At 43.8% G+C, this 25343-nt stretch carries 18 protein-coding genes; 13 read left to right on the top strand and 5 right to left on the bottom strand.

Going from position 1 to position 25343, the window contains the following annotated elements; all coding sequences use genetic code 11:
* The 7 genes from QQK21_RS06050 to purF all read left to right on the top strand — a co-directional run.
* Positions 1–3816 (top strand): FimV/HubP family polar landmark protein (locus QQK21_RS06050; RefSeq protein WP_284191297.1); only part of this gene is annotated, 3816 nt, incomplete at its 5' end.
* A gap of 84 nt (positions 3817–3900) precedes the next feature.
* On the top strand, positions 3901–4695 hold the full coding sequence (gene truA / locus QQK21_RS06055) for a tRNA pseudouridine(38-40) synthase TruA (protein ID WP_284191298.1): 795 nt from the start codon (positions 3901–3903) through the stop codon (positions 4693–4695).
* A gap of 176 nt (positions 4696–4871) precedes the next feature.
* Positions 4872–5798: an acetyl-CoA carboxylase, carboxyltransferase subunit beta gene (gene accD, locus QQK21_RS06060; protein WP_284191299.1), complete on the top strand. Its 927-nt coding sequence runs from the start codon at positions 4872–4874 to the stop codon at positions 5796–5798.
* 43 nt (positions 5799–5841) lie between these two features.
* The gene (folC, locus tag QQK21_RS06065; RefSeq protein WP_284191300.1) at positions 5842–7107 is read left to right on the top strand and encodes a bifunctional tetrahydrofolate synthase/dihydrofolate synthase; all 1266 of its coding nucleotides are present in this window, start codon (positions 5842–5844) and stop codon (positions 7105–7107) included.
* A complete protein-coding gene (locus tag QQK21_RS06070; protein ID WP_284191301.1) occupies positions 7108–7650 on the top strand; it encodes an SPOR domain-containing protein in 543 nt (180 codons plus the stop codon).
* Positions 7651–7712: 62 nt separating this feature from the next.
* Positions 7713–8204, top strand: a complete 492-nt coding sequence (locus tag QQK21_RS06075) for a CvpA family protein (RefSeq protein ID WP_284191302.1) — start codon at positions 7713–7715, stop codon at positions 8202–8204.
* 35 nt (positions 8205–8239) lie between these two features.
* Complete coding sequence (gene purF / locus QQK21_RS06080) at positions 8240–9754, top strand: amidophosphoribosyltransferase (RefSeq protein ID WP_284191303.1); 1515 nt, start codon at positions 8240–8242, stop codon at positions 9752–9754.
* 60 nt (positions 9755–9814) lie between these two features.
* Here purF and znuB read toward each other — a convergent pair whose 3' ends face one another.
* Both znuB and znuC read right to left on the bottom strand, forming a co-directional pair.
* Positions 9815–10603 (bottom strand): zinc ABC transporter permease subunit ZnuB, encoded by a 789-nt coding sequence (znuB, locus tag QQK21_RS06085; protein WP_284191304.1) that lies wholly within the window; start codon positions 10601–10603, stop codon positions 9815–9817.
* Positions 10596–11381: a zinc ABC transporter ATP-binding protein ZnuC gene (znuC, locus tag QQK21_RS06090; protein WP_284191305.1), complete on the bottom strand. Its 786-nt coding sequence runs from the start codon at positions 11379–11381 to the stop codon at positions 10596–10598. The genes znuB and znuC overlap by 8 nt, the downstream gene beginning before the upstream one ends.
* Before the next feature lie 82 nt (positions 11382–11463).
* On the opposite strand from znuC, the gene znuA reads away from it, so the two are divergent.
* The 5 genes from znuA (at position 11464) to QQK21_RS06115 (ending at position 19265) form a co-directional block, all read left to right on the top strand.
* Positions 11464–12366 carry a zinc ABC transporter substrate-binding protein ZnuA gene (gene znuA / locus QQK21_RS06095; RefSeq protein WP_284191306.1) on the top strand — a complete coding sequence of 301 codons (903 nt, stop codon included), beginning with the start codon at positions 11464–11466 and terminating at the stop codon, positions 12364–12366.
* A gap of 211 nt (positions 12367–12577) precedes the next feature.
* The gene (locus tag QQK21_RS06100; protein WP_284191307.1) at positions 12578–15898 is read left to right on the top strand and encodes an AraC family transcriptional regulator; all 3321 of its coding nucleotides are present in this window, start codon (positions 12578–12580) and stop codon (positions 15896–15898) included.
* A gap of 639 nt (positions 15899–16537) precedes the next feature.
* On the top strand, positions 16538–16765 hold the full coding sequence (locus QQK21_RS06105; RefSeq protein WP_284191308.1) for a FeoA family protein: 228 nt from the start codon (positions 16538–16540) through the stop codon (positions 16763–16765).
* A complete protein-coding gene (feoB, locus tag QQK21_RS06110) occupies positions 16765–19038 on the top strand; it encodes a Fe(2+) transporter permease subunit FeoB (RefSeq protein WP_284191309.1) in 2274 nt (757 codons plus the stop codon). Before QQK21_RS06105 ends, feoB begins: the two co-directional genes overlap by 1 nt.
* Entirely contained in the window at positions 19035–19265 is a 231-nt protein-coding gene (locus QQK21_RS06115; RefSeq protein WP_284191310.1) for a FeoC-like transcriptional regulator, read from the top strand. Before feoB ends, QQK21_RS06115 begins: the two co-directional genes overlap by 4 nt.
* Before the next feature lie 27 nt (positions 19266–19292).
* Here the strand turns inward: QQK21_RS06115 and QQK21_RS06120 are convergent, their stop codons facing one another.
* Positions 19293–19721: an HIT domain-containing protein gene (locus QQK21_RS06120; RefSeq protein ID WP_284191311.1), complete on the bottom strand. Its 429-nt coding sequence runs from the start codon at positions 19719–19721 to the stop codon at positions 19293–19295.
* Positions 19722–19811: 90 nt separating this feature from the next.
* Entirely contained in the window at positions 19812–21545 is a 1734-nt protein-coding gene (gene argS, locus QQK21_RS06125) for an arginine--tRNA ligase (RefSeq protein WP_284191312.1), read from the bottom strand.
* A gap of 245 nt (positions 21546–21790) precedes the next feature.
* Here argS and QQK21_RS06130 point away from each other — a divergent pair, with 245 nt between their 5' ends.
* On the top strand, positions 21791–22390 hold the full coding sequence (locus tag QQK21_RS06130) for a VOC family protein (RefSeq protein WP_284191313.1): 600 nt from the start codon (positions 21791–21793) through the stop codon (positions 22388–22390).
* Here QQK21_RS06130 and QQK21_RS06135 read toward each other — a convergent pair.
* Positions 22382–25156: an insulinase family protein gene (locus QQK21_RS06135; protein ID WP_284191314.1), complete on the bottom strand. Its 2775-nt coding sequence runs from the start codon at positions 25154–25156 to the stop codon at positions 22382–22384. The genes QQK21_RS06130 and QQK21_RS06135 overlap by 9 nt on opposite strands.
* Positions 25157–25343: the final 187 nt, after the last annotated feature.

Genomic DNA, 25343 nt, shown 5'->3' on the forward strand with positions numbered 1-25343 from the left:
CCCAGTGAAGCTGAGCCTGAAGCGCTTGCTGCCCTTGGTGAAGATGCCGATCTTGAGCCCGATACCCTTGAGGAGTCACCAGAGGCATTCGATGAGCCAGAGATGGCAGAGCCTTTGGAAGCGCCCACCGAAGCTGAGCCTGAAGCGCCTGCTGCACATGATGAAGATGCTGATCTTGAGCCCGATGCTCTCGAGGAGTCACTAGAGGCATTCGATGAGCCAGAGATGGCAGAGTCTTTGGAAGCGCCCACCGAAGCTGAGCCTGAAGCGCCCGCTGCGCTTGATGAAGATGCTGGTCTTGACCCCGATGCTCTCGAGGAGTCGCCAGAGGCCTTCGATGAGCCAGAGATGGCGGAGTCTTCTGATGCGCTCAGTGAAGCTGAGCCTGAAGCGCCCGCTGCGCTTGATGAAGATGCTGGTCTTGACCCCGATGCTCTCGAGGAGTCGCCAGAGGCCTTCGATGAGCCAGAGATGGCGGAGTCTTCTGATGCGCTCAGTGAAGCTGAGCCTGAAGCGCTTGCTGAGCTTGATGAAGATGCTGATCTTGAGCCCGATGCTCTCGAGGAGTCACTAGAGGCATTCGATGAGCCAGAGATGGTGGAGTCTTCTGATACGCCCACCGAAGCTGAGCCTGAAGCGCCCGCTGCGCTTGATGAAGATGCTGGTCTTGACCCCGATGCTCTCGAGGAGTCGCCAGAGGCCTTCGATGAGCCAGAGATGGCAGAGTCTTCTGATACGCCCACTGAAGCTGAGCCTGAAGCGCTTGCTGAGCTTGATGAAGATGCTGGTCTTGAGCCCGATGCTCTCGAGGCGTCGCCAGAGGCCTTCGATGAGCCAGAGATGGTGGAGTCTTCTGATACGCCCACCGAAGCTGAGCCTGAAGCGCTTGCTGCCCTTGATGAAGACGCCGATCTTGAGCCCGATGCTCTCGAGGCGTCGCTAGAGGCCTTCGATGAGCCAGAGATGGTGGAGTCTTCTGATACGCCCACTGAAGCTGAGCCTGAAGCGCTTGTTGCCCTTGATGAAGATGCTGATCTTGAGCCCGAGGCTCTCGATGAGTCGCCAGAGGCATTCGATGAGCCAGAGATGGCGGAGTCTTCTGATGTGCCCACCGAAGCTGAGCCAGAAGAGCCCGCTGCGCTTGATGAAGATGCCGATCTTGAGCCCGATGCTCTCGAGGAGTCGCCTGAGGAATTCGATGAGCCAGAGATGGCAGAGTCTTCTGATGCGCCCATCGAAGCTGAGTCTGAAGCGCTTGCTGCCCTTGATGAAGATGCTGATCTTGAGCCCGATGCTCTCGAGGAGTCACTAGAGGCATTCGATGAGCCAGAGATGGCGGAGTCTTCTGATGCGCCCACTGAAGCTGAGCCTGAAGCGCTTGCTGCGCTTGATGAAGACGCTGATCTTAAGCCCGATACTCTCGAGGAGTCGCCAGAGGCCTTCGATGAGCCAGAGATGGTGGAGCCTTCTGATGCGCCCATCGAAGCTGAGCCTGAAGCGCTTGCTGCACTCGATGAAGATGCCGGTCTTGAGCCCGAGGCTCTCGATGAGTCGCCAGAGGCATTCGATGAGCCAGATACTGAAGAGGTTGCTGAGTTTGTTGCTCCGATGCCTGAAGCCATTCCTAATGAATTTGGGATACCTCAGGATGATGATTGGCTGACGGAAGATACTAGAGACACACTATCAAACGATGATATCGGTCCAGATGCGCAGCCAGAGCTTCAAGAAGATGCGCTAGATCTTGATGATTCAGAGTCACCTGAGTTTACCGAAGATGATGCGGCGGCTGAATTAGGCGATGCTGAGGAAGCGCAATACCCAGACGCACATCCAGAGCCTCAAGAAGAAGCGCTTGAGCTTGATGACTCAGAGCTGCCAGAGTTTACCGAAGACGATGCGGCAGCTGAGTTAGGTGATGCAGAGCAAGCACAAGAGCCAGACGCGCAGCCAGAGCCCCAAGAAGACGCGCTTGAGCTTGATGACTCAGAGCTGCCTGAGTTTACCGAAGAGGATGCGGAAGCTGAGTTAGGCGATGCTGAGGAAGCACAAGAGCCAGAGCCTCAGGAAGAAGCACTTGAGCTTGATGATTCAGATCTGCCGGAGTTTACCGAAGACGATGCCGTCGCTGAGTTAGGCGATGCAGAGGAAGCGCAAGAGCCAGATGCGCAGCCAGAGCCTCAAGAAGAAGCACTTGAGCTTGATGATTCAGAGCTGCCTGAGTTTACCGAAGACGATGCGGCAGCTGAGTTAGGCGATGCAGAGGAAGCGCAAGAGCCAGACGCGCAGCCAGAGCCTCAAGAAGATGCGCTTGAGCTTGATGATTCAGAGCTGCCTGAGTTTACTGAAGACGATGCCGTCGCTGAGTTAGGCGATGCAGAGGAAGCGCCAGAGCCAGACGCGCAGCCAGAGCCTCAAGAAGACGCGCTTGAGCTTGATGATTCAGATCTGCCGGAGTTTACCGAAGACGATGCCGTCGCTGAGTTAGGCGATGTAGAGGAAGCGCAAGAGCCAGATGCGCAGCCAGAGCCTCAAGAAGAAGCACTTGAGCTTGATGATTCAGAGCTGCCTGAGTTTACCGAAGAGGATGCGGCAGCTGAGTTAGGCGATGCTGAGGAAGCGCAAGAGCCAGACGCGCAGCCAGAGCCCCAAGAAGAAGCGCTTGATCTTGATGATTCAGAGCTGCCTGAGTTTACCGAAGACGATGCCGTCGCTGAGTTAGGCGATGCTGAGGAAGCGCAAGAGCCAGACGCGCAGCCAGAGCCCCAAGAAGATGCGCTTGAGCTTGATGATTCAGAGCTGCCTGAGTTTACCGAAGAGGATGCCGTCGCTGAGTTAGGCGATGAGAGAGCGAAAGTTTCTCTTGATTTATCAGATTTGGATATCCCTAAATATGGAGAAGCGCCTACCGAGCAGAAGGCTTCAGAGGAATCTTTTTCTGTTGACACAGATGATAGAGACATAGACATCATTGATGAGCCAGAGCCAGAGCCAGAGCCAGAGCCAGAGCCAGAGCCAGAGCCAGAGCCAGAGCCAGAGCCAGAGCCAGAGCCAGAGCCAGAGCCAGAGCCAGAGCCAGAGCCAGAGCCAGAGCCAGAGCCAGACGATGGCCTCCAAGATTTCAAACTTGATGAACTTGAGTTACCTTCTTTAAGTGAAATTCCTTCTGAAGCAGCGCAAGATCTTGCTAATCACGAATATAATGAAGCGGCTTTTGATGAGTTGCTTTCTGAGGATGATGTCAGGCTCGAAGGTCGTTTTGATTTTGAGTCTCCTGACTCAATAACATCCGACAGTGCAGGCTTAAATATCGAAGCTATGCTGGAAGTCGGAGGAGAAGACTGGAATGGGTTCACACTTTCTCCTGATCAACAGGCTGAAATTACAGATGATATTCCAGAGGATCAACAAGGAATTTGGGATGAAAGTAATCGTCCTGAGCAAGCGCAAATTTTAGATGAAGATTGGGAAGATCAACAGCAACTCGAAGACTTTACCCCTGATGAAAGTGAATTTAGAAGTATTGAAGAGCTCATGGCTGAAGTTGAAAATGAAGAGCAGCAAGATATACAGGATGAGGACCTGAAGCTTGATGTTGGCCTTGGTGATTTCCCCAATGTTATTGGTGATGCAGAAAATATTGATGTTGACGATAACGCCGAGGCAGCAGGTAAACTTGACCTCGCAAAAATTTATATTGAGATGAATGACCCAGAAGGGGCAATCAAGTTACTAGAAGAGGCCATTGTCGATGGCAGTGATGAAATTCGTCGTGAAGCTAAGAATTTGATTGATGCTATCAATGGCCGCGGATAACGAGCAGTAACTAATACCGAGACTCTTACCATTTTGTGTCAAAATGTATATACTCCTCGGCCAACTTTCGAAGAGAGTAGTCTGATGAGAATTGCATTAGGTATTGAGTACAGTGGTAGTCAGTACTTTGGTTGGCAGCGGCAGAAGGAAGTGCAAAGTGTTCAAGAAAAGCTTGAACAAGCATTGACTGTAGTTGCCAATCATTCGGTGGAAGTCCAGTGTGCTGGCCGTACCGATGCCGGTGTCCATGGTACGGGGCAAGTTGTTCATTTTGATACTGAGGCGAGTAGAAAAATGGTTGCTTGGACTATGGGGGTAAATGCTAATCTCCCAAATGATGTATGCGTGAGGTGGGCTAAGAAGGTCTCTGACGATTTTCATGCTCGTTTTTCGGCCACTGCGCGAAGATATAGATACATCATTTTTAACAGTACTCTGCGGCCTGGCATTTTATCTTCAGGTGTAAGTCACTATCACGGTGAACTGGATGTCGCAAAAATGCATGAGGCTGGCCAATATCTACTTGGTGAAAACGATTTTACCTCTTTTCGTGCGGTACATTGTCAATCTAGAAGTCCTTGGCGAAACGTCATACACCTTGATGTGACTCGCCATGACCAATATGTTGTGGTTGATATAAAAGCTAATGCGTTCGTTCATCATATGGTACGAAATATTGTGGGTAGCCTAATTTGTGTTGGTAGAGGAGAGCAGCCTCCAGAGTGGATTGCGTGGCTGTTACAAGCAAAGGATCGCAAGTTAGCTGGAGCCACAGCAAAAGCGCAAGGGCTTTATCTAGTTGATGTTGACTATCCGGAGCAATTTGAATTACCTCAGTCACCATTAGGGCCACTATTTTTGCCAGACAACTTGAACTAAATCGTGATAAATTGTCGAACTAATCAGTTCTTTAGGGTTCGAAGGGCGGTGTAGCAAATAGGTACAACCAGTTTTTTGTCTACACTTGGCATTTTATATGCTTTAATCCTTTCGCGTAAATTGAGAATTTTTTGTCCTTCATTTAAAGTGGAGGCAAGTTAGAGAAAAGGTCTTCCATGAGTTGGCTTGAAAAGATTTTAGAAAAAAGTAACATCGTTAGCTCTCGCAAAGCATCTATCCCTGAAGGGGTATGGACTAAGTGTACCTCATGTGAACAGGTACTTTATCATGCTGAATTAGAGCGTAATTTAGAAGTATGTCCCAAATGTGACCATCATATGCGTATGTCTGCGCGTCGCCGTCTAGAGACATTTCTGGATGAGAGCAACAGAGTGGAACTCGCGGATGAGTTAGAGCCGCAAGATAAGCTTAAGTTTAGAGATTCAAAAAAATATAAAGATCGTATTTCTGCGGCTCAGAAGAGCAGCGGTGAGAAAGATGCACTGGTTGTTATGAAAGGCGAGCTCCTAGGGCAGCCGATCGTTGCCTGTGCATTTGAGTTCTCCTTTATGGGGGGATCGATGGGATCTGTCGTTGGCGCTCGTTTTGTTCGTGCTGTCGATGCTGCTATTGAGAACAAATGTGGTTTAGTTTGCTTTTCGGCCAGTGGCGGTGCGCGTATGCAAGAAGCCTTGATGTCTTTGATGCAGATGGCTAAAACAAGTGCGGCACTTGAGCGTTTGTCTAAAAACAGCCTACCATTTATCTCTGTTATGACAGACCCTACTATGGGCGGTGTTTCAGCAAGCCTAGCCATGCTAGGTGATGTCAATATTGGTGAACCCAAAGCATTGATAGGTTTTGCAGGCCGTCGCGTTATCGAACAGACAGTACGAGAAGATCTACCAGAAGGTTTCCAACGTAGTGAATTTTTGTTGGATCATGGCGCTATTGACATGATTGTTGATCGCAGAGAAATGCGTCAGCGTGTTGGTAGTTTGGTTGCAAAAATGACCAATAAGCCTTCGCCTCTTGTTGTTTCTATAAATGGTTCACAAAATGAAGCCGCTTATTCTGTACCAGAAGCGGATGAAAAAGGGTAAAGTAGTCACTAACAAACAACCACACTTACTTGGTTTAAGTTAGATGAATCAAAACCAAATTCCTCAAGCCACATCTCCACTTTCGATGTGGCTTGATTATTTAGCCAATATCCATACATCTGCTATCGATCTTGGCCTCGAACGTGTCCAGGCTGTCGCTGAAGTTACTAACCTCACTAAGCCAGCACAAACTGTGATTACGGTTGCTGGGACCAACGGTAAAGGTTCGACATGCGCTTTAATGGAAGCCATTCTTCTCGACGCTGGCTATACTGTCGGAGTCTACAGCTCACCACATCTTATTTGCTACAATGAGCGTGTTCGCATTAATGGACAAGAACTGGCGGACGAAAAACATAGCCTCGCTTTTGATTATATCGAGAGACATCGTGGGAACATCAGCCTAAGTTTATTCGAGTTTGGTACGCTGGCTGCCTTGAGAATTTTTCAAACAGAATGTGTTGATGTTGTTTTACTTGAAGTCGGATTAGGTGGCCGTTTGGATGCCACTAATGTGGTTGATCATGATGTATCAGTAATCACGAGTTTAGCGATAGATCATGTTGATTGGCTTGGAGACGATATTGAGGTTATTGGCTTTGAAAAGGCGGGTATTTATCGTAGTGGAAGACCTGCAATTTGTGGTCAGCCCAAGGCACCATCGACGGTTGCAGCTCACGCAGACGATATAGGAGCCGAATTGTATCAGGTTGGCATTCAATATGGCTACCAGATGGTAGATGAGAATAACTGGAGCTGGAATCATGGTTCTTATCACTTGGAGCAACTTCCTATTCCTTCATTGCCTTTGCAAAATGCTGCGACAGCTCTAATGGCCTTAGCAACCGCTAATTTAGACATATCCGATGTAAATATCGTCAACGGTTTAAAGCTTGCTAAGCTTGCAGGAAGAATGCAGATTCTGCAAAATAATCCAAGTGTTATCCTTGATGTGGCTCATAACCCCCATTCGGCGCAATATCTCGTTGAGCAAATTCAGTGTAAATACCTCAATAAGAAGGTACGAATTGTAGTTGCGATGCTTTGTGATAAAGATATCCAAGCGACCTTAAACATTTTATCTTCTGTAGCGCATTACTGGTATCCAGCTTCTCTAACTGGGCCTAGAGCGGCTCGTATCGACGATTTATGTCGGTTTCTACCAGACAATGTTACAAAATTTTCTACCCCTACAGCTGCTTTTGAGGCGGCAATGATCGAATCTGAAAAGGATGATGTAATTTTGGTTGTTGGGTCATTCCATACGGTTGGAGAAGTACTTGATTATTGGCAGAGCCGAGGAGAGTAAATGGCGAGCAAATTTCAAAACCGTTTAATGGGAACCATTGTACTGGTTGCTATTGGCGTCATTGTGTTACCTGATGTTCTGGATGGCAAAAAAACGCATTACACGGAAGATGTGGCTAGCATTCCTATAAAACCCGAGCTTGATAGTACAGTGGAAAGTTTTGAAGTACGTGAACCTGTTGATGATTCTGCGAGCTTACCTGAAGTACCAGTAGAGGTTGTCCAAACGCCACAACCTGCCTCGGTTAAGGATCGAGAGCAATTAAATTTTGCGGTAAAAGAGGTTCCTGAGAAAAATGACTATGCGGACAGTGCTTGGATCATCCAGTTAATGGCACTCAAGAATAGTGAAAATGCAAAAAATGTCGTTAAAGATCTGCAAAAGAGGGGATATCAGGCGCATACAAAACTCGAGAATGGATTTACACGAGTGATCATTGGGCCTGATGTTTCTAAGAGTAAACTTGAGCGTCAGCTGATAGAGTTGGACAAAATTACTGGCTCCAAAGGTCAGTTGCTCAAATTTAAACCACTAAATCCATAAGAAAACGTTTGCGTCAGCGTTTTTTCTGTTAAAATGCGCGCCAACTTAAGATGTTAGAACCTATGAATTCATTAGATATTGTCATTTTAAGTGTGATCGGCCTATCGGCGGTGATCAGTTTAGTTCGCGGCTTCACAAAAGAAGCACTGTCTCTGGTTATTTGGTTTGGGGCATTTTTTATTGCCAGTCAGTATTACGCTAAGCTAGCGGTATACTTTTCCAATATACAAGATGACATGTTTCGCAATGGAGCAGCGATAGCCGCATTGTTTGTTTCGACATTAGTTGTAGGCGCTATAGTTAACTATGTTATTGCTCAACTAGTAGAAAAAACAGGTTTGTCCGGAACAGACCGAGTGTTAGGCGTTGTTTTTGGTGGCTTGAGAGGTGTTCTCATTGTGTCTGCTGCTTTGTTTTTTATGGATACGTTTACGTCGTTTTCAGATTCAGAGTGGTGGAAAGGCTCGCAGTTGGTACCGGAGTTTAGCCGTGTCATTGCGCCTTTTTTTGAGCATATACAAGCTACATCGAGTTTCTTATCTGGTGCACAGTAGTGTGCCAGTCATTGTCGCAAATCGAGGGTTAGGACATGTGTGGTATTGTTGGAATCGTGGGTGCAACGCCTGTAAACCAGTCTATTTATGATGCGTTGACTGTATTGCAGCACCGTGGCCAAGATGCCGCGGGTATTTGTACCATAGAAAGCAATCGTTTTCGTTTGAGAAAAGCCAATGGTTTAGTAAAAGATGTGTTTGAAGCCAAGCATATGCAACGTCTCCAAGGGACAGTTGGTATAGGCCATGTTCGTTACCCCACAGCTGGCAGCTCAAGTGCTTCAGAAGCGCAACCTTTTTATGTTAATTCTCCCTTCGGAATTACTCTTGCTCATAATGGTAACCTTACTAATGCGGCAGAAGTTCGTGAAAAGTTGTTTGAAAAGGATCGACGTCATGTCAATACCACGTCAGATTCGGAAGTCCTTTTGAACGTTTTGGCGCATGAGATTGACTCAGTCAAGGGTAATGTAACCGCTGACGATGTTTTTCGAGCTGTTACTAATGTACATCGGACTATCAAAGGTGCGTACGCGGTGACAGCCATGGTCATAGGCCACGGTATGATTGCATTTCGTGATCCAAATGGTATCCGTCCGCTTTGCTTAGGAAAGCGCGAGGTGGATGGCCAGAATGAATATATGGTTGCATCAGAATCCGTTGCTTTGGATGCGGTCGGTTTTGATTTTGTTCGTGATATTGCACCAGGGGAAGCGATCTACGCGACTTTTGATGGACAATTACACGCGAAACAATGCGCTGATAACCCAATACTCAATCCATGCATCTTTGAATTTGTTTATTTTGCACGCCCTGACTCTTTTATCGATAAAATTTCGGTATACAGTGCCCGCGTAGAAATGGGCAAAAAGCTTGGGGCGCGTATTCACGATGAGTACAGTCATTTGGATATTGATGTTGTTATTCCAATACCAGAAACGTCGTGTGATATTGCCTTGCAAATAGCCCATGCGATAGATAAGCCTTATCGTCAGGGATTTGTGAAAAACCGTTATGTGGGCAGGACATTTATTATGCCCGGCCAGCAGCAACGTAAAAAGTCTGTTCGCCGTAAGCTCAATGCCATTCGTTCTGAGTTTAAAGATAAGAATGTGTTACTTGTTGATGATTCTATTGTGCGTGGTACAACTTCTGAGCAAATTATTGAAATGGCGAGAGAGTCAGGAGCTAAGAAGGTCTTTATGGTCTCTGCGGCACCTGAGGTGCGTTTCCCAAATGTTTATGGCATTGACATGCCAAGCGCAAATGAATTGATTGCCCACGGTCGAGATAATGAAGCAATTTGTAAGCAGATAGGAGCCGATGAGCTTATATTTCAAACTCTAGAAGATCTAATTTCAGCGGTGGGAAGTGGAAATAAGGAGATCTCCAAATTCGATACATCGGTTTTTAATGGTGATTATGTGACGGGTGATATCGATCAGAAGTATCTCGATTTCCTTGCGTCTTTGCGTAGTGATGATGCCAAAATCCAAAGGGAAATACAGCAAGATCTTGCTAATCTAGAGCTGCACAACGAAGGGGCATAAGGCCTGCTTTAATTTTATATTTAAAAGGCTGATGGATAAAATCAGCCTTTTTTATATCCGTTATACTGTTTTAGTTCGATAAAGCTGAGCCAGCATAAATAGGCTTGCAGCACTGATGACCACAGAAGGCCCAGCAGGAGTGTCATAGTGCCATGACATACTCAATCCTAATATGACCGCAATTGAACCTAGCACAGAGGCGATAGCAGCCATTTGCTCAGGAGTTTGAGCAAAGCGTCTGGCTGTTGCTGCAGGTATGATTAGAAGTGAGGTCATAATAAGAGCACCCACGTATTTCATTCCAATTGCGATAACGAGTCCGACCAAGATCATTAGAATCAGCCTCATGAGTTCGACATTATGCCCTTCGACTGCGGCAAGATCCTCGTTCACTGTGGTCGTAAGCAATGGTTGCCAAAAGTAGCAGAGAATGCCACAAACGATAAGCACTCCAGAAAATATATAAATAAGATCTATTGGCGTAACGGCAAGTAAATCGCCAAATAAGTAGCTCATTAAATCGATTCTGACGTTGTCGAGAAAACTGACCGCAATGAGACCTAAAGAAAGAGCACTGTGTGCCAGAATCCCCAACAGCGTATCTGTTGCGACCAACTTTTGTTTCTGTAAGGCAACTAAAACGAATGCTAGTGCTAAACAGCATACGGTTAAAGCGAAATATATATTGATGTCTAACAAAAAGCCTAAAGCTAGTCCCATCAGTGAAGCATGAGCCAATGTATCTCCAAAGTACGCCATTTTTCGCCAAACCACGAAAGATCCAAGAGGACCTGAGATAAATGCAATGCCTAACCCCGCAAGGGCTGAAGGTAATAAAAATTCAATCATGGTGATGGCCGTGTGAGTGATTTGAGCAGGTAGCCGCTTCTCCTGAAACAGGATCGCCTGCGAGATCATGATGATGGTGACTGTGCTGATGATGATAAAATGCTAGAGATTCGCTTTTCGTTGTGCCGAACAGAGCAATATAGCTTGGGTGTTTAGTAATATCAGCAGGTGCGCCAGAGCAACAAATATGATGGTGTAGACAAATCACATCATCCGTTTTAGCCATGACGAGATGTAAGTCATGGGATACCATAAAAACAGCACATTGGAATCGGTGGCGTATGGTATCGATAAGTTCATATAAATCAATCTGTCCCTGAACATCGACACCTTGTGCGGGCTCATCGAGGACTAATAAATCAGGGCGTTGAAGCAATGCTCTTGCGAGCAATACACGTTGGTTTTCCCCACCAGATAGTGAGTGCATGCTCGCGTGAATTAAGTGTTCCGCTCCAACTAGGTTGAGCGCTTCTCTTAATTCTTGGATGCTATATTTACCTGCAAGCTTCATAAAGCGCTGAACATTCAAAGGAAGAGACTCGTTAAGCTTGAGTTTTTGCGGTACATATCCGATTCTCAACCCCTTAACTTTAGTGACCGTTCCTTGATAATCGGTTTGAAGCCCCAAAAGCACTTTTACCAAGGTGGACTTTCCTGCACCATTTGGTCCTATTAGAGTCGTAATTTCCCCCCTTTGAATAGAGAGGCTTACCTCATCTAGAACCTTACGCTCTCCAAATTGAACGCTGACTTGTTGTAGCTCGACTAATGTCGACATGAATAGGACTCATTTGCAAAACTGTATTGTTATAATGTAACATCCGTCCAACTCTAACACCATAGATGAGTGAAATTGATTCATGAAATTTTTTGTTCCTTTGCTGTCTCTGCTTCTTGTCGGCAGTGTCAATGCAACTCAAGTATTGACCAGTATTAAACCTATTCAAATGATTGTGTTTGAAATAACTAAAGGAGTATCTGAGCCTGATGTATTGCTCGATTCAACGACATCTCCGCATGATTATGCTTTAAAGCCTTCGGATGTTAAACGCTTAAAGAAGGCTGATCTTATTGTTTGGTATGGCCATGATCTAGAACCATTCCTAGAAAAAATATTGGAACAGACAAATAATCATGTCCTGACAATCAGTGAGTTAAGTGATGTAGACCTTAGAACTTACTCACCAGAAGATCATCATGATGGTCATGATGGTCATGATGGTCATGATGGCCATGATCACGGGAACCACGACCCTCACTTTTGGTTGGGAATGAAACAAAGTATTCAGGTAGCTAAGTCGATAAGTGAAAAGCTTAGCGCGTTAGACCCTGCTAACGAGAAAGTTTATCAAACTAATTATACAAATTTTGTCAGCAAGTTAGACGAGTCTAACAAGAAATGGCGTAAGCAGCTGGCGCCTGTTAAAAAAGTGGGTTACTACGTATTTCACGACGCATACGGTTACTTTGAACAAGACTATGGTCTTAACCATATCGGTGAATTTACGGTAAGCCCAGACAGAAAGCCGGGTGCTAAGACGTTAATTGAAATTAAGCAAACGTTGGCAAAGGAAGAAGCAAAATGCGTATTTGCCGAGCCGCAGTTTTCCCCCGCTGTCATCGAGTCAGTGCTTCGGGGAAGTCGAGCAAAAACCGGTCAACTTGATCCGTTGGGTTCAGAAACCGCTATCGGCCCAGATAGTTACTTCAACTTTATTCAATCGATTACCGATAGCTTTGTCTCCTGCTTAGCAAACGAATAGGCGATTTTTTCCCTTTTTAATGATGTTCATTGCTTCTGTTGTCATTAGAGTGCTTTTTTTGGAATCAATATCTTGTTTATTAATAGTGAATAAGATATTTTCCATATAATAATCAATAAATTAAATGACTGATTTATTGATAATTGGAGCAAGGTTACATCTTTGAGCCTTTAATTTAACTCGATGTGGTAACAGCGCAAAGGAATGTGCGGTGAAAAGGGCAATTTGCTTTTTAGTACTATTATTTTTAGCTCGCCTGCCTATGGCTGACGAGTTATTTTCGCCACTCTTTCATTCCATGCCAACGAAGGCAAAAGGACAAGTCTTTGTCACCAAAGCACTTTTTTCTGATGCAAATGATGGGCTGTGGGTGCAAGATCATAACCGTCAATTGCTATTTTTTGATGGGCACAATGTTTTACCTTTCTACGAACCGACGGTTTTTTCCAGCCCCCTTACTTTAGCTTTTTTGAATCATGCATTTTGGTCATTTGCAGGGCATGAGGTTTATCGTTTTTCTCCAGGACAACCAGAAGAATTAGTCTTTAGTCTTTCTCCTGCTTCAGAGATCAATAACATTGGTGTATCAGGCCGTAATGTATGGGTTGCAGATGAGACAGGTTTTTATACTTATCAGGTCGATAGTAAAGATTTTGCATCCTATTCACTTGATAAATTAGACCGATACAGTCAGTTTTCTAAGCTTAAGATCAATGATGCGGAACTCATAGGGGATAATTGGATTGTTGCCACCAATGTTGGTCTTTATATGTTTGACTCCAACAACAAAAACTTTCATGACTTGCGTCGGTATGGCAATGAAAATATTTCAGTACTTCACTATTCTTCAGTTCGCCATGAATTGGTTGTGGGTAGTGATTCAGGCTCCTTTATTCTTGATATGCAGGATCTCGATTTACCGAGCCGGAAAATGTCGGATCGGGGTGTACTAAGTGTTGCTGAAACGCCCAAAGGCTATTGGATCGCGAACAATACTGGTCTGGAGCTATTTATCTTTCGCGGTACTTATGCAGGAGAGACTAAGTCGATAGAGCAATTTAGTGGGCAAAAAGTCCATTCTGTTCTTTACAACGACTACGGGGAAGTGTGGGTCGCTAGTGATTCAGGAATCTACTCTTTTTCGGAACCTTATTATTACTTTAATCGCTTGCCGGATTACTTATTTAATCTGCAATCGACATCTAGCAAGCTCTTACGGCTTAAATATGCGAACCAAAAAGATAGTTACTGGCTTGTTACTGACTCTGGTCTTTACAAACTGAATCTTGGCAATCCAGCTTCACGAGCGATGATTTTTGAAGGGAAGATTAAAGATGTGGTTGAACATAATGGCGTCCTTTGGTTAGCGACCGATGAGAATATTGTAGGCATAGATAGCTCCTCTGGGGACATATTGTCGGATGGATTTCCCAGTTTTTTCAATAACCTCTCAGCTGATTTGTTGACTATTGACGCTCAGGGGAGGATATGGGGAGCGAGTGTAGATCGGATATGGCGCCTAAATATCAGTAATGGGGAGCTATTGCAATTTGGCTCAGACTGGATGAGTCATCGTGATCAAGATAGTCAGTTAGAACAGATCAGTGTCGATAACAATGATAAGTTAGTACTGGGGACGGACCATGGTGTGTATGTTGTTGACCCCGGTCAAGTTTATTACATGACAGAATCACAGCCGTTTGGTGCTATTGTGAGTATGACTCACATCGATGAGGGGATCTTTGGTGTTGCGGGTCGTTTTGGTGCTTTTTTGCTCGATACGAATCGATTACGCCTTGAAGAGTTAAGTTTGATGAGCGCCAACATGGCATTAAACTGTTTATCCAATGCGGGCGGCTATCTTTGGTTAACCTCATCCATTGGATTGACACGTTATTCTAGACAAGGGCAGCTTGTTGAACACTATGCGATACCTTCTGGTCATATTCACTATAAATCTCAAGCTGGGCTTTGTGCTATCGGGGGAGCATCCAAACATGAAAGTATCCTACTTGATTTCAATGATACAGTTATCTCTACAGACATTGCAAAACTCATCAACAGCACAGCGCCCAAAATACGAATTGTTCTTAGTGAAGTAGCAATCAATCAGAATCGACATTCAATAGGTGGGTTACTGGAGCCACTTCATACAAAATTTGGCGATTCACTGTCTTTTCAGTTCGGTATCCTTCCCTACAGATCTCATTTTGAGCTTGAGTATCGCTTAAACGAGAAAGGTCGGTGGATGACATTACCAGGGCAACATTTAACCCTTGTCCACCCAATGCCTGGACATTATGTTATTGAGGTCAGGGCGGTGAGTAATGGACAAATCGTCGCGAATACAGAAAAGTTTGTTTTTTCAGTAGATGTGCCTTGGTATCTGGGAGAATACGCTATTTTGTGTTATTTAGTCTTATTTATTGTATTGACACTAATCTTAATTAATTGGCGCTCGCGTATGACGGCAAGAACCAACAAGATACTGAAATCACAAATAGCGCTGAAAACGAATCAATTACGCCATCAAAGCCGGATTCTTTTAACTAACAATGAACGCTTGAGAAAGCAGTTACAAGTTCGCCGAATTATCTATCGTCAGTTGATCGAAGCGTTAAAAGAAAGAATGAAAAGTTTCTCATCTAACATCAGAGTCGATGACCACAAGGGAAAACAACGTCTATATAAATACGTGAATCATGAACTTGACTTACTTCTTAACTATAGAGCTATGAGCAGTGGCACATTGCCCACTTACAGCTTGCCACTCATAGTAAAGTCAGTATTGGATGGTTGGCAAGACGAGCTTAACAGCGCTGAAATAGTTATCAAAACGGATTTAGAACAAAGAGACGATTCCTACATTACCCTTTATATTTCAAACCTAGATCGGGTATTTAATCTGCTCATTGACAACTTGATTCGTCGTTGCAGTAAAGGTCAGGAGATAGGTATGACTTACCGTCTTGAGAAGGAAAGTGTCATATTCTCTATGTCAGAGCCAGCTCAACACACTGAAGGTGCTTTGCTTCGTTTCCCAGAAGTTTGGAATGAAATCGGTACCTTGGTGATGGAAAGTGGCGGGAGTTTCCGTAGATACAGCTCACAAGGGTTACAGCTTACGGAATTTGTTTGGCCAAAAGATAATCAATTGGAAGAAAATTCGATTGATCAGATGATTGATTCAGGTTTGGAAAATTCTCAAACTGATGATAAATGGATTAAAAAGCTTCAGGAACTGGTTATTCAAAACTATTCTGATTCCGAGTTTGGGACTGCAGCAGCGGCCAAGCAAATGTATATGTCTGAGCGTAGCTTGCAACGTCGGTTTAAATCGGCCACAGAACGAACCTTTACAGAATATTTAACGGAAATTCGTTTGGATCATGCTTGTCGTCGTTTATTGGCAGGACAAAAAGTATCAGATGTCGCATTTGAATGTGGGTTCAATGACCCTTCTTACTTTAGCCAGCGATTTAGACATCGATTTGGTGTATCCCCCACTCAATTTATCGAAGCACAAGGCTAGCGTTTATCTCATATCTTGTTTCTGGATAAAGGTTAGCGGTTTCTACTCATCTCAAGGCATGAATTTGCTTCATACGTCATGGTATACATTTCATTACGTTAGGTAATAAAGAAAGCAAATAGCTATTCTCATCAATGCTTGAGCGCCATTTGGGACGAATTTAAAAGTTGCTTAGGATGAGGATTCTGGCATGATGCGTAAAAAATGACGTGGTATAGCCGGGGGACTATACCACGGGCGTCAATGACACCTTCGCTTGCTGCCGGAGTGGTGCGAACTGCACCACCTCTGGAATTGTCAACAAGGTCATTCCCTGTTGACTTGGTTAACTATAAAACTAGGTCATTGTTTTACTTATAAAATTAACGCCAAGCTAATATTATAAAAGCGACAATGTATATATGGTGTTGATAATTAATGTTTTTTTGTAAGTTTTGATTTGTCATTTGAATGAAAACGGTAAGAATGGATCATTAAATTCTATACCTTTTAACGTAATTAACGTCTGAGGGATTAACGTAAATAGCGTTGCAAATCTGCAATGTTTGATTTCAGACAAGATTTACAAAATTTACACGCGCTAAGATCAAAAGTCTTAATGCTAATATTTCTCATTTTTATCTTTAATTGGCCTTTTTTATGAAACTGTCACATTTAACCCAAGGGCAAAAAGCAACGATTATTGGGTTTTCTCATTTATCGAGCGATGTTAGAAAAAAGCTCATGATTATGGGGTTGCTTCCCAATACACCGGTTACCTTGATTCGTAAAGCGCCTATGGGCGACCCTCTTCAGGTTGAGGTTAGGGGAGTATCACTTGCGGTGAGAACAAATATCGCAGACTCGATTGTGGTGGAGGTCAGTTAATGCAGTATCAAATTCTCACGGTTGGCAATCCAAATAGTGGTAAAACAACACTATTTAATGGTCTAACTGGTGCCAAACAACAAGTTGGTAACTGGGCTGGCGTTACTGTCGAAAAAAAAACCGGCAGATATTCTCACTCAGGTGATGAGTTTTTACTGACAGACCTACCTGGTATTTATGCATTAGATAGTGGTAATGATGGCAATAGTATTGACGAATCTATTGCTTCTCGTGCCGCTCTCACGCATCCCGCAGATTTGATTATTAATGTTGTTGATGCGACATGTCTTGAGCGCAGTTTATACATGACACTTCAACTGCGTGAGTTAGGTCGGCCTATGCTGGTCGTTCTCAATAAGATGGATGCTCTCAAGCGTGAACGCCAGACGATTGATGTGAAAGCATTAGAAAAAATGTTGGGTTGTCCTGTGTTTGCTTTATCAGCAAACAACAGTGCTCAAGTACAACGTTTCAAAGAGCATTTGCATAAAACTTTGGTATTAGGCGTTGCGCTAAATGAACTCAATATTGCCTATCCTTTAGCGTTTGAGACGGCGATTGAAAAGATTCAGCCGATCTTCGAAAATCATGCCGAATCTTCCCCCAGAGCGTTATCTATTCGTGGATTGGAAAATGATCTTTTGGTTCTCAATGGGTTGTCGTCTGAACAGAGAAAACAGGTCATTGAGGTGCAGCAAGAGCTCGATCTTGATATCGATTTATTGGTTGCTGATACTAAATACACCTTTTTGCATCAGCAGTGCCAGCAAGTCCGGCGAACAGAAGGGAAGCTGAGCCATAGTTTTACCGAAAAAGTGGACAGTTTTGTACTCAATAAGTGGGTTGGAGTCCCTTTCTTTTTTATCGTCATGTATGTGATGTTTATGTTCTCTATCAATATCGGTAGCGCTTTTATAGACTTTTTCGATATAGGTGTAGGGGCGTTATTGGTTGATGGCGGCCATTATTTAATGGATGACCATTTGCCAGTATGGTTGGTGACCTTGATAGCCGATGGCATTGGTGGTGGTATCCAAACTGTCGCAACATTTATCCCGGTGATTGCGTGCCTCTATTTATTTCTAGCGATACTAGAGAGTTCAGGCTATATGTCTCGGGCTGCATTTGTTTTAGATAAAGTGATGCAAAAGGTAGGGTTACCTGGTAAGGCCTTTGTACCATTAGTGCTTGGTTTTGGTTGTAATGTGCCGGCTATTATGGCGACTAGAACTTTGGATCAAGAGCGAGAGAGAAAACTAGCGGCCTCTATGGCGCCCTTTATGTCTTGTGGGGCTCGTCTTCCTGTATACGCTTTGTTTGCTGCTGCATTCTTTCCAGAAAGTGGCCAGAACATAGTGTTTGCTCTCTACTTGCTTGGCATCGCCGCTGCTGTTTTTACAGGTCTGGTTCTGAAACACACCTTGTATCCAGGTTCTAGTGATAGCTTGATCATGGAAATGCCAGATTATGAGCTTCCAACTATCCAAAATGTGTTGATTAAGACATGGCAAAAATTGAAACGTTTTGTGCTGGGGGCCGGTAAAACAATTGTCGTGGTGGTAACGATTCTGAGCTTCCTCAACTCTGTGGGTACAGATGGTTCATTTGGCAATGAAAACAGTGAAAAATCCGTGTTGTCAAAAATATCTCAAGTTGTGACGCCAATTTTTACGCCTATTGGAATTGAAAGAGATAATTGGCCAGCAACCGTTGGTATCATTACCGGTATTTTTGCCAAGGAAGCCGTTGTTGGCACTTTAAATAACCTTTACGCACCATCAGATGATTCTGCAGCTGAATATGATTTAGTGGCGAGTTTAAAAGAAGCGGTCATGTCGATACCAGCCAATCTTGCAGATTTAAGTTATTCAGATCCGCTAGGTATTGAAGTCGGTGATTTGACAGACAGTTCTTCTGTCGCCGAAGAACAAGACGTTGATGCCTCTATCTTTGGTAATCTCAAACAGCATTTTGTGACAGGAAATGCAGCCTTTGCTTACTTGATTTTTATCCTGTTATACACACCTTGTGTGGCGGCGATGGGGGCTTATGTTCGGGAGTTTGGCCAGAAATATGCGCGCTTTATTGCCTTATGGACAATGGGATTGGCTTATGGAAGTGCAGCTTTGTACTATCAAGTGACGCACTTTTTATACGCACCGACATACAGCGCGCTTTGGATTGGTGGGATACTACTCCTATCACTCGTAACTTTTCGTGTATTGAAAGCTACTGGTAGAAGGCTGCAAAGGATAGAGACTCAAACAGCATGATTTTACAGGCACTCAAAACATATGTTACTGAGCAGGGCTGCGTGAGTCAAAAAGCCCTCGCGAAGAAGTTTTCAATCAGCGAAGATGGCGTAGATGCCATGATAGATATCTGGATAAAAAAGGGTGTTATTTCTCGATTAGTTGATACGAATAAGGCTGATAAGATTGTGAGAATTCGATATTCAGCCAATGGTGCTAATGGTTTATCACTGACGGTCACTATGTAAAAAAAGCCGCTGACATCAGCGGCTTTTTTAGGCTTTTTGAAATAGACTACTCAGCGCTAGCATATTTTGAATCTGGGTTAGTATTGTATTTTGTTCGTTTTCAGAGCGATACTCACCTTTGGTATTGCCCCATATTGGTCCAGGCCAAGCGATATCGGTTTTATAGCGGGCAATATGATGCACATGAAGCTGTGGGACCATGTTACCGAGTGCACCCAAATTGAGCTTATCTGGGTGAAATATCGCCTCCAATGTCTGACTCACAGCTTGCGATTCAAGCAAAAACTGCTGCTGATCTTCTATGGACATATGGTGTAGCTCTTTTACGTTCTCTCTTTTGGGAACAAGAATAACCCAAGGAACCGCTTTATCTTTGTGAAGTAGGGCGATGGATAAAGGGAAGTTGCCAATCGTACTGGTATCTTTAACAAGTTGTGGGTGAAGTTCAAAGCTCATAGTGTAATCCATGTTATTTATATCTGAGCAATAAAATAAAAGGTTGATGCATAGACATCAACCTTTGTCTTTATTTCGCATTATTTGTGGTTACATGCGATCTAACGTTTCAATACCCAGTAATGATAGACCTTGTTTGATGGTCTTAGCCGTCAGCGCAGCGAGTTTAAGGCGGCTTTGCTTAGTCGATTCGTCTTGTGCATTAAGAATAGGGCAAGCTTCATAGAAACTAGAAAATTGGCCAGCAAGTTCAAATAGGTAACTACATAGAATATGAGGTTGGCCTTCACGAGCAACAGAATGAATGGCTTCTTCAAATTGAAGTAGCTTAGCGATCAAGGATTTCTCTTTTTCTTCTGTTATCACAATGTTCCCAGACAAAGAATTCATGGAAATGCCAGCTTTAGCAAAAATAGAGGCCACGCGAGTGTAAGCATATTGCATGTATGGTGCAGTATTGCCCTCAAATGCCAGCATGTTATCCCAGTCAAACACATAGTCAGTTGTACGGTGTTTCGAAAGGTCGGCATATTTCACCGCAGCCATCGCAACAGTATTGGCGATTTTTTGCTTTTCGATGGTGTCAAGCTCAGGGTTCTTTGATTCGATTAGTTTGATGGCGCGCTCTTCTGCTTCATCCAGCAAATCTTTTAGACGTACAGTACTTCCTGCGCGGGTTTTAAAAGGGCGTCCATCTTTACCTAACATCATACCAAACGCGTGGTGTTCTAGTGTGACGCTTTCAGGTACATAACCAGCTTTGCGTACAATAGTCCATGCTTGCATTAAATGTTGATGTTGACGAGAGTCAATAAAATATAAAACCCGATCAGCACCTAAGGTTTCGTAACGATATTTAGCACAGGCAATATCTGTGGTCGTGTAAAGAAAGCCACCATCACGCTTTTGGATAATAACACCCATAGGCTCGCCATCTTTATTTTTGTATTCATCCAAAAATACGACTTGAGCACCATCGTCTTCTTGCGCGAGCCCTTTCTCTTTCAAATCCGCCACGATGTCAGGTAACATGTCGTTATACATGCTTTCACCCATGACATTATCACGAGTTAAAGACACATTCAGACGATCGTAGTTGCGCTGGTTTTGAATCATAGTGATGTCTACCAGCTTCTTCCACATTTCAGCGCAGTAACTGTCACCACTCTGCAATTTGACGACATAGCTACGCGCTTTTTCTGCAAACTCTTCATCTTCATCATAGAGCTTTTTCGATTCACGATAGAAAGCTTCTAGGTCAGACAATTCCATTGACACTTGACCGGATTCTTTTTGAACTCGCTCTAGGTTGGCGATCAGCATGCCAAACTGGGTGCCCCAATCGCCAATGTGATTGGCGCGAATAACATGGTGACCGAGAAACTCGAGCGTACGAGCAACCGCGTCTCCGATAACAGTAGAACGAATATGGTGTACGGCCATTTCTTTTGCCACATTGGGCGCAGAGTAATCGGCGACAATTGTTTTGGGCTCTTCAATCGCAACACTGAGGCGATCATCTGCAAGCGCTTCCTGTGCTTTTTGAGCTAAAAAGTCTTTACTTAAGAAGATGTTGATAAAGCCAGGGCCTGCGATTTCTGTTTTGCTCGCGATGCCATCAAGGTCTAGAACATCCAGGACTTTCTGAGCAAATTCTCTTGGGTTAGTGCCTAATTTTTTAGCCACACCCATAACCCCGTTTGCTTGGTAATCACCAAACTGTGGCTTTGCAGATTGGCGGACTGCGGCAGGACTGCCTGCTGGAGCGCCAGCAGCTTTTAGCGCCTGAGAGACTTTATCGTTAATAAGGGCTTGGATATTCACGTAAGTTTCCTTCAATTCTTGAGAATTGCTTAGATATGGACTTAAAGTTCAAACTTGGTCACTACCTATAGATTACTTGCATCTATTGTGGTGAAAAGTATACATATCTTATTTCGAGTTCATAAATTGGCACACATAATACCAATATTATCGGCTCCCACATAGAGAGTGTTTTACGAAATTTTCTACTTTTGATGACCAACTTGGTAGTATTGTGTAGAAATCAACACATTGGATAGACAAAAATGCCGCAAAGACTAATTGATACTGAGCTAATGCCGGAACAAATGAAGGGCAAGTTTGAGGCTTTTATGCAAAACATTCAGCACTTGGGTGAACTTATCAAGGTGGATTTGCAGTCGCTACAGGCTGACCATATTGCTATGCGCATAAATGATATGGAGCTAGCAAAATTAGCTCACGACGAATGGTTAAAAGAGGGGCGAGAACTTTCAACGGCGACGATAAATGGTCGACCTATTATCGTTATTGAACTGGCTCAACCACTTAAAGCTCTTGGCTGGTCAATGACATGCCTAGAACTTCCCTACCCAGCATTAGGCAAACTATATCCAACTCAAGGGTGGGAGCATGTGGAATTTGTTGTTCCGTCTTTGGCTAAAACAGCCAAAGAGTATTTGGTTGATATAAAACGTCGGTATCCGAGTTTAGCTTTGCAATGGGATAAACTGGATATGCATGGCATAAAGGTGAAACTGTCCAGTCCTAAAGGGGAAGGGGAGCGAATCAGTAACCCCACAATAGCTTTTAAACATCAGGGAATATGTGTTAAGTTTCACCCTCATTCGCTGAAAAAGATCGTAGAGTCAGAACATTCAGCCTAGTTCAGTATCTTTTGGTCTCAGTTGAAATTCTTCAACTGAGCCTATTTCAACACCGACGTTGAGAGCATCAGATGCCCCGTGAGCACTCCCTTTTGTATGCATAATTAGCCGATTGGCCGTTCTAGGTTTCAGTTCATTCACGACAAAGCGAATCATGTCTGCTCGACTGAGATTCTTAAGCTCATCAAGTACGCGTTCTTTGTGATTGAAATCGTAATCTTTGTTACCAATTGCGACCCAAAGTCTTTGAGCTCGACTTTTTAAGGTGCTATCTGGCGCAGCAATTTGGCTCCATAGTCCTCGCTTACTGCTATGCCATTGATAATCGTTAAGTTCGAGTAAGACCATATAAAAGGCATTAAGGAATTCGTCGATTGAACTAATGAGTTCCGCAGGCGCCGCTTTCGGTGATTGCACGTAGAGTACTAGCCCTGGATGACGATTGAGAGGCAAATTTCCGGTTCCAACCATGTAACCGAGTTGTTGCTTTGTTCGTATTTCATTGAAAAATGTTGCTGACATGAGATGGTTTGCGAGCAAATACAAGGCGGTATTACGTGGTTCGATATCCTCGCATTGATAATAAACCACAATGGCGGAATCTTCTTGGTTTGACTCAATCGAACGTTGGAAAGAACCATTTTTTCCAAGCATAACCAAAGGTCTTAATGATTCTTGGTAACTTTGATTTTTGACTCTGAGTGCATCTTTTAGTGTGTCACTGAGCTTAATTGCCTCATTACGTGTCCAGTCGCCATACACAAACATTTCAATATGCAGTTTTGTTAAAATAGCAGAGACGAATTCGTCTAATTCACTCACATCAAGACTTTCTAAAGCAGATAACATATCACCGTATGGAGGATTATTGGGTTGCAGCATTCCTGTCATGGCATTAAACAACTGTGAAATAGGTTTATCATGAGCGGCATTTTTCCAGTTTCTAACTAGCTGCTGTTTAATCGTGTTAAACCGCTCGGCACTGAATTCTCTGCTAGAAAAGCGTTCTAGGATCATTGCCATGAGTTCTGGCTGCTTTTGGCTGAAGCCGGATAAAGTGAGAGTGACCCCGCCTTGATGTGAATACATGTTGTAACTCATACCGGCAATCTCTGCTTGATAGGTTTCTTTCGCCAATGAGTCGAGAAACATTTCCACACACACTCTCGTTTTAACGATATTTTTAACGTTTTTCACCGCGTGAGGACTATCGATAGCGACAAAAATAACACCTTTAGGGACCCTGAATTCAGCCTCTTGGAGGTGCCAGAGCTTAAAACCTGGTAAGTCTTGAACCACCTTTGGAATAGAGGAGTGATCTTCTATTGGGAGAGGATCTAAGTCGTAGGAGATAAAAGGATTTTTGGGTGGTAAGGTGAAACCTAGACTGCTTTTCTCAGCGTAATGAATTTTTCGTTGTTCTGTCATTGGACTGACTGAATAAGGCGTATGATACCATTTCGCTTTTTGGTCATATTTGTAGCCTTTGGCAATCAGTGTTGCACGTAAGTTATCTATAGTTAGATAGTTAAAAAGGTGTTTCAGAAGATTCTCATCGTAATTATTCATGACATAGTCACCGTAGACGATGTCTTCGGCTGAATAATGCTGCATATTTACCACCAAATGGCTAACAAGATCCATCGGATGAGTCAGTTCTTGAAAACGAAACGCGGATTCTAGAACCGCTTGTTTTTCTAGATAGCGCCACTCAGCAAAACCTTCTTGCTCTATCAAGGACAAGTACGAGAATAAAGCTTGGATAATATCATCGACATGGTTTAAACCTGTGGGAGTGAGGTTACAGCTGATGGTAAACTCTCGGTAATTACTACCACTGGTTCCACCACCTGCTGAAAGTGAAGTGATCCAACCTTTTTCTTTAAGTGCGAGCATAAGACTTCCGTCGCCCTCATAGCCCAGTAAATGGGCAAAATACGACATCGGCTTTTGGCGATAGTACTTGTCAAGGCTGGGTAGAGGAAAAGATAGGATCAGTTTACGAATTTCCTTCACAGGCTCGATATTGACAAAAACGGCGGTTGAGTTTTCCCCTACGTAGGGAACCTTAATAGACTTTCCAGAGAGATGGCGATTGACAATAGACGAGAATTTAGCCGTTACCCATTGTTCTAATTCGTTCAGTGTTTGTGGGCCTATTACGGCTAACGTCATTAAATCGGCAGAATATTCTCTGTGATGAAACGCAATAATCTCTTCTCTGATCGATTGCCCATTTCTATCGCCCAGAGTTTCTTGGTTGCCAACTGAAAATTTCGCGAAAGGGTGTTTGGGATTGACTAACTCTTTGTGTACTTGATAAAGCCGCCTAGAATCATCATTTAATTTGAGTTTATATTCTGAGTCGACCGCCTCTCGTTCTTTATCAAGCGCTTCAGCATTAAACAAAGGGGCTGTAAAAAACTGGCTAAACCGGTCTAGGCAATGACAAAAGGCAGATGGCATTGCATCAAAAAAGAAGCAAGTGTGTTCTGCACCTGTCCATGCGTTATTGCTTCCGCCATGCTGATTGACATAGTGTTGGAAATCACCCACTTTGGGGTACTTCTCAGTGCCTAAAAATAGCATGTGCTCTAAGTAATGAGCCATGCCTTGACGATCTTCAGGATCATCAAAATGCCCAACATTAATCGCCAAAGCGGCTGCGGATTTTTGTGCGTTGATATCTTGAATAAGCAAGACTTTAAGCTCGTTCCCCAATGTCAGATAGCGGTATTGGTTAGTATCGTTCGGGCTTAAATGCACAAGTTTTTCTCCGTTTTAGGTTCTTATGTGTTGTGATACTTTCAAAGACTATTGGTATGAAAGATCGACACGAGTTGTAACGTGCAGGATAGGTGTCAATGTGAACTGTCTTCCTGATAAATATAAGCATACACAATTTCTTTACCGATACACCAAGAATGTTAAGAAAGTCGAAGTACTGAGTTGT

Origin of the sequence: Vibrio zhanjiangensis, from assembly GCF_030161235.1 — a bacterium.
Classification (GTDB): Bacteria; Pseudomonadota; Gammaproteobacteria; order Enterobacterales; family Vibrionaceae; genus Vibrio; species Vibrio zhanjiangensis.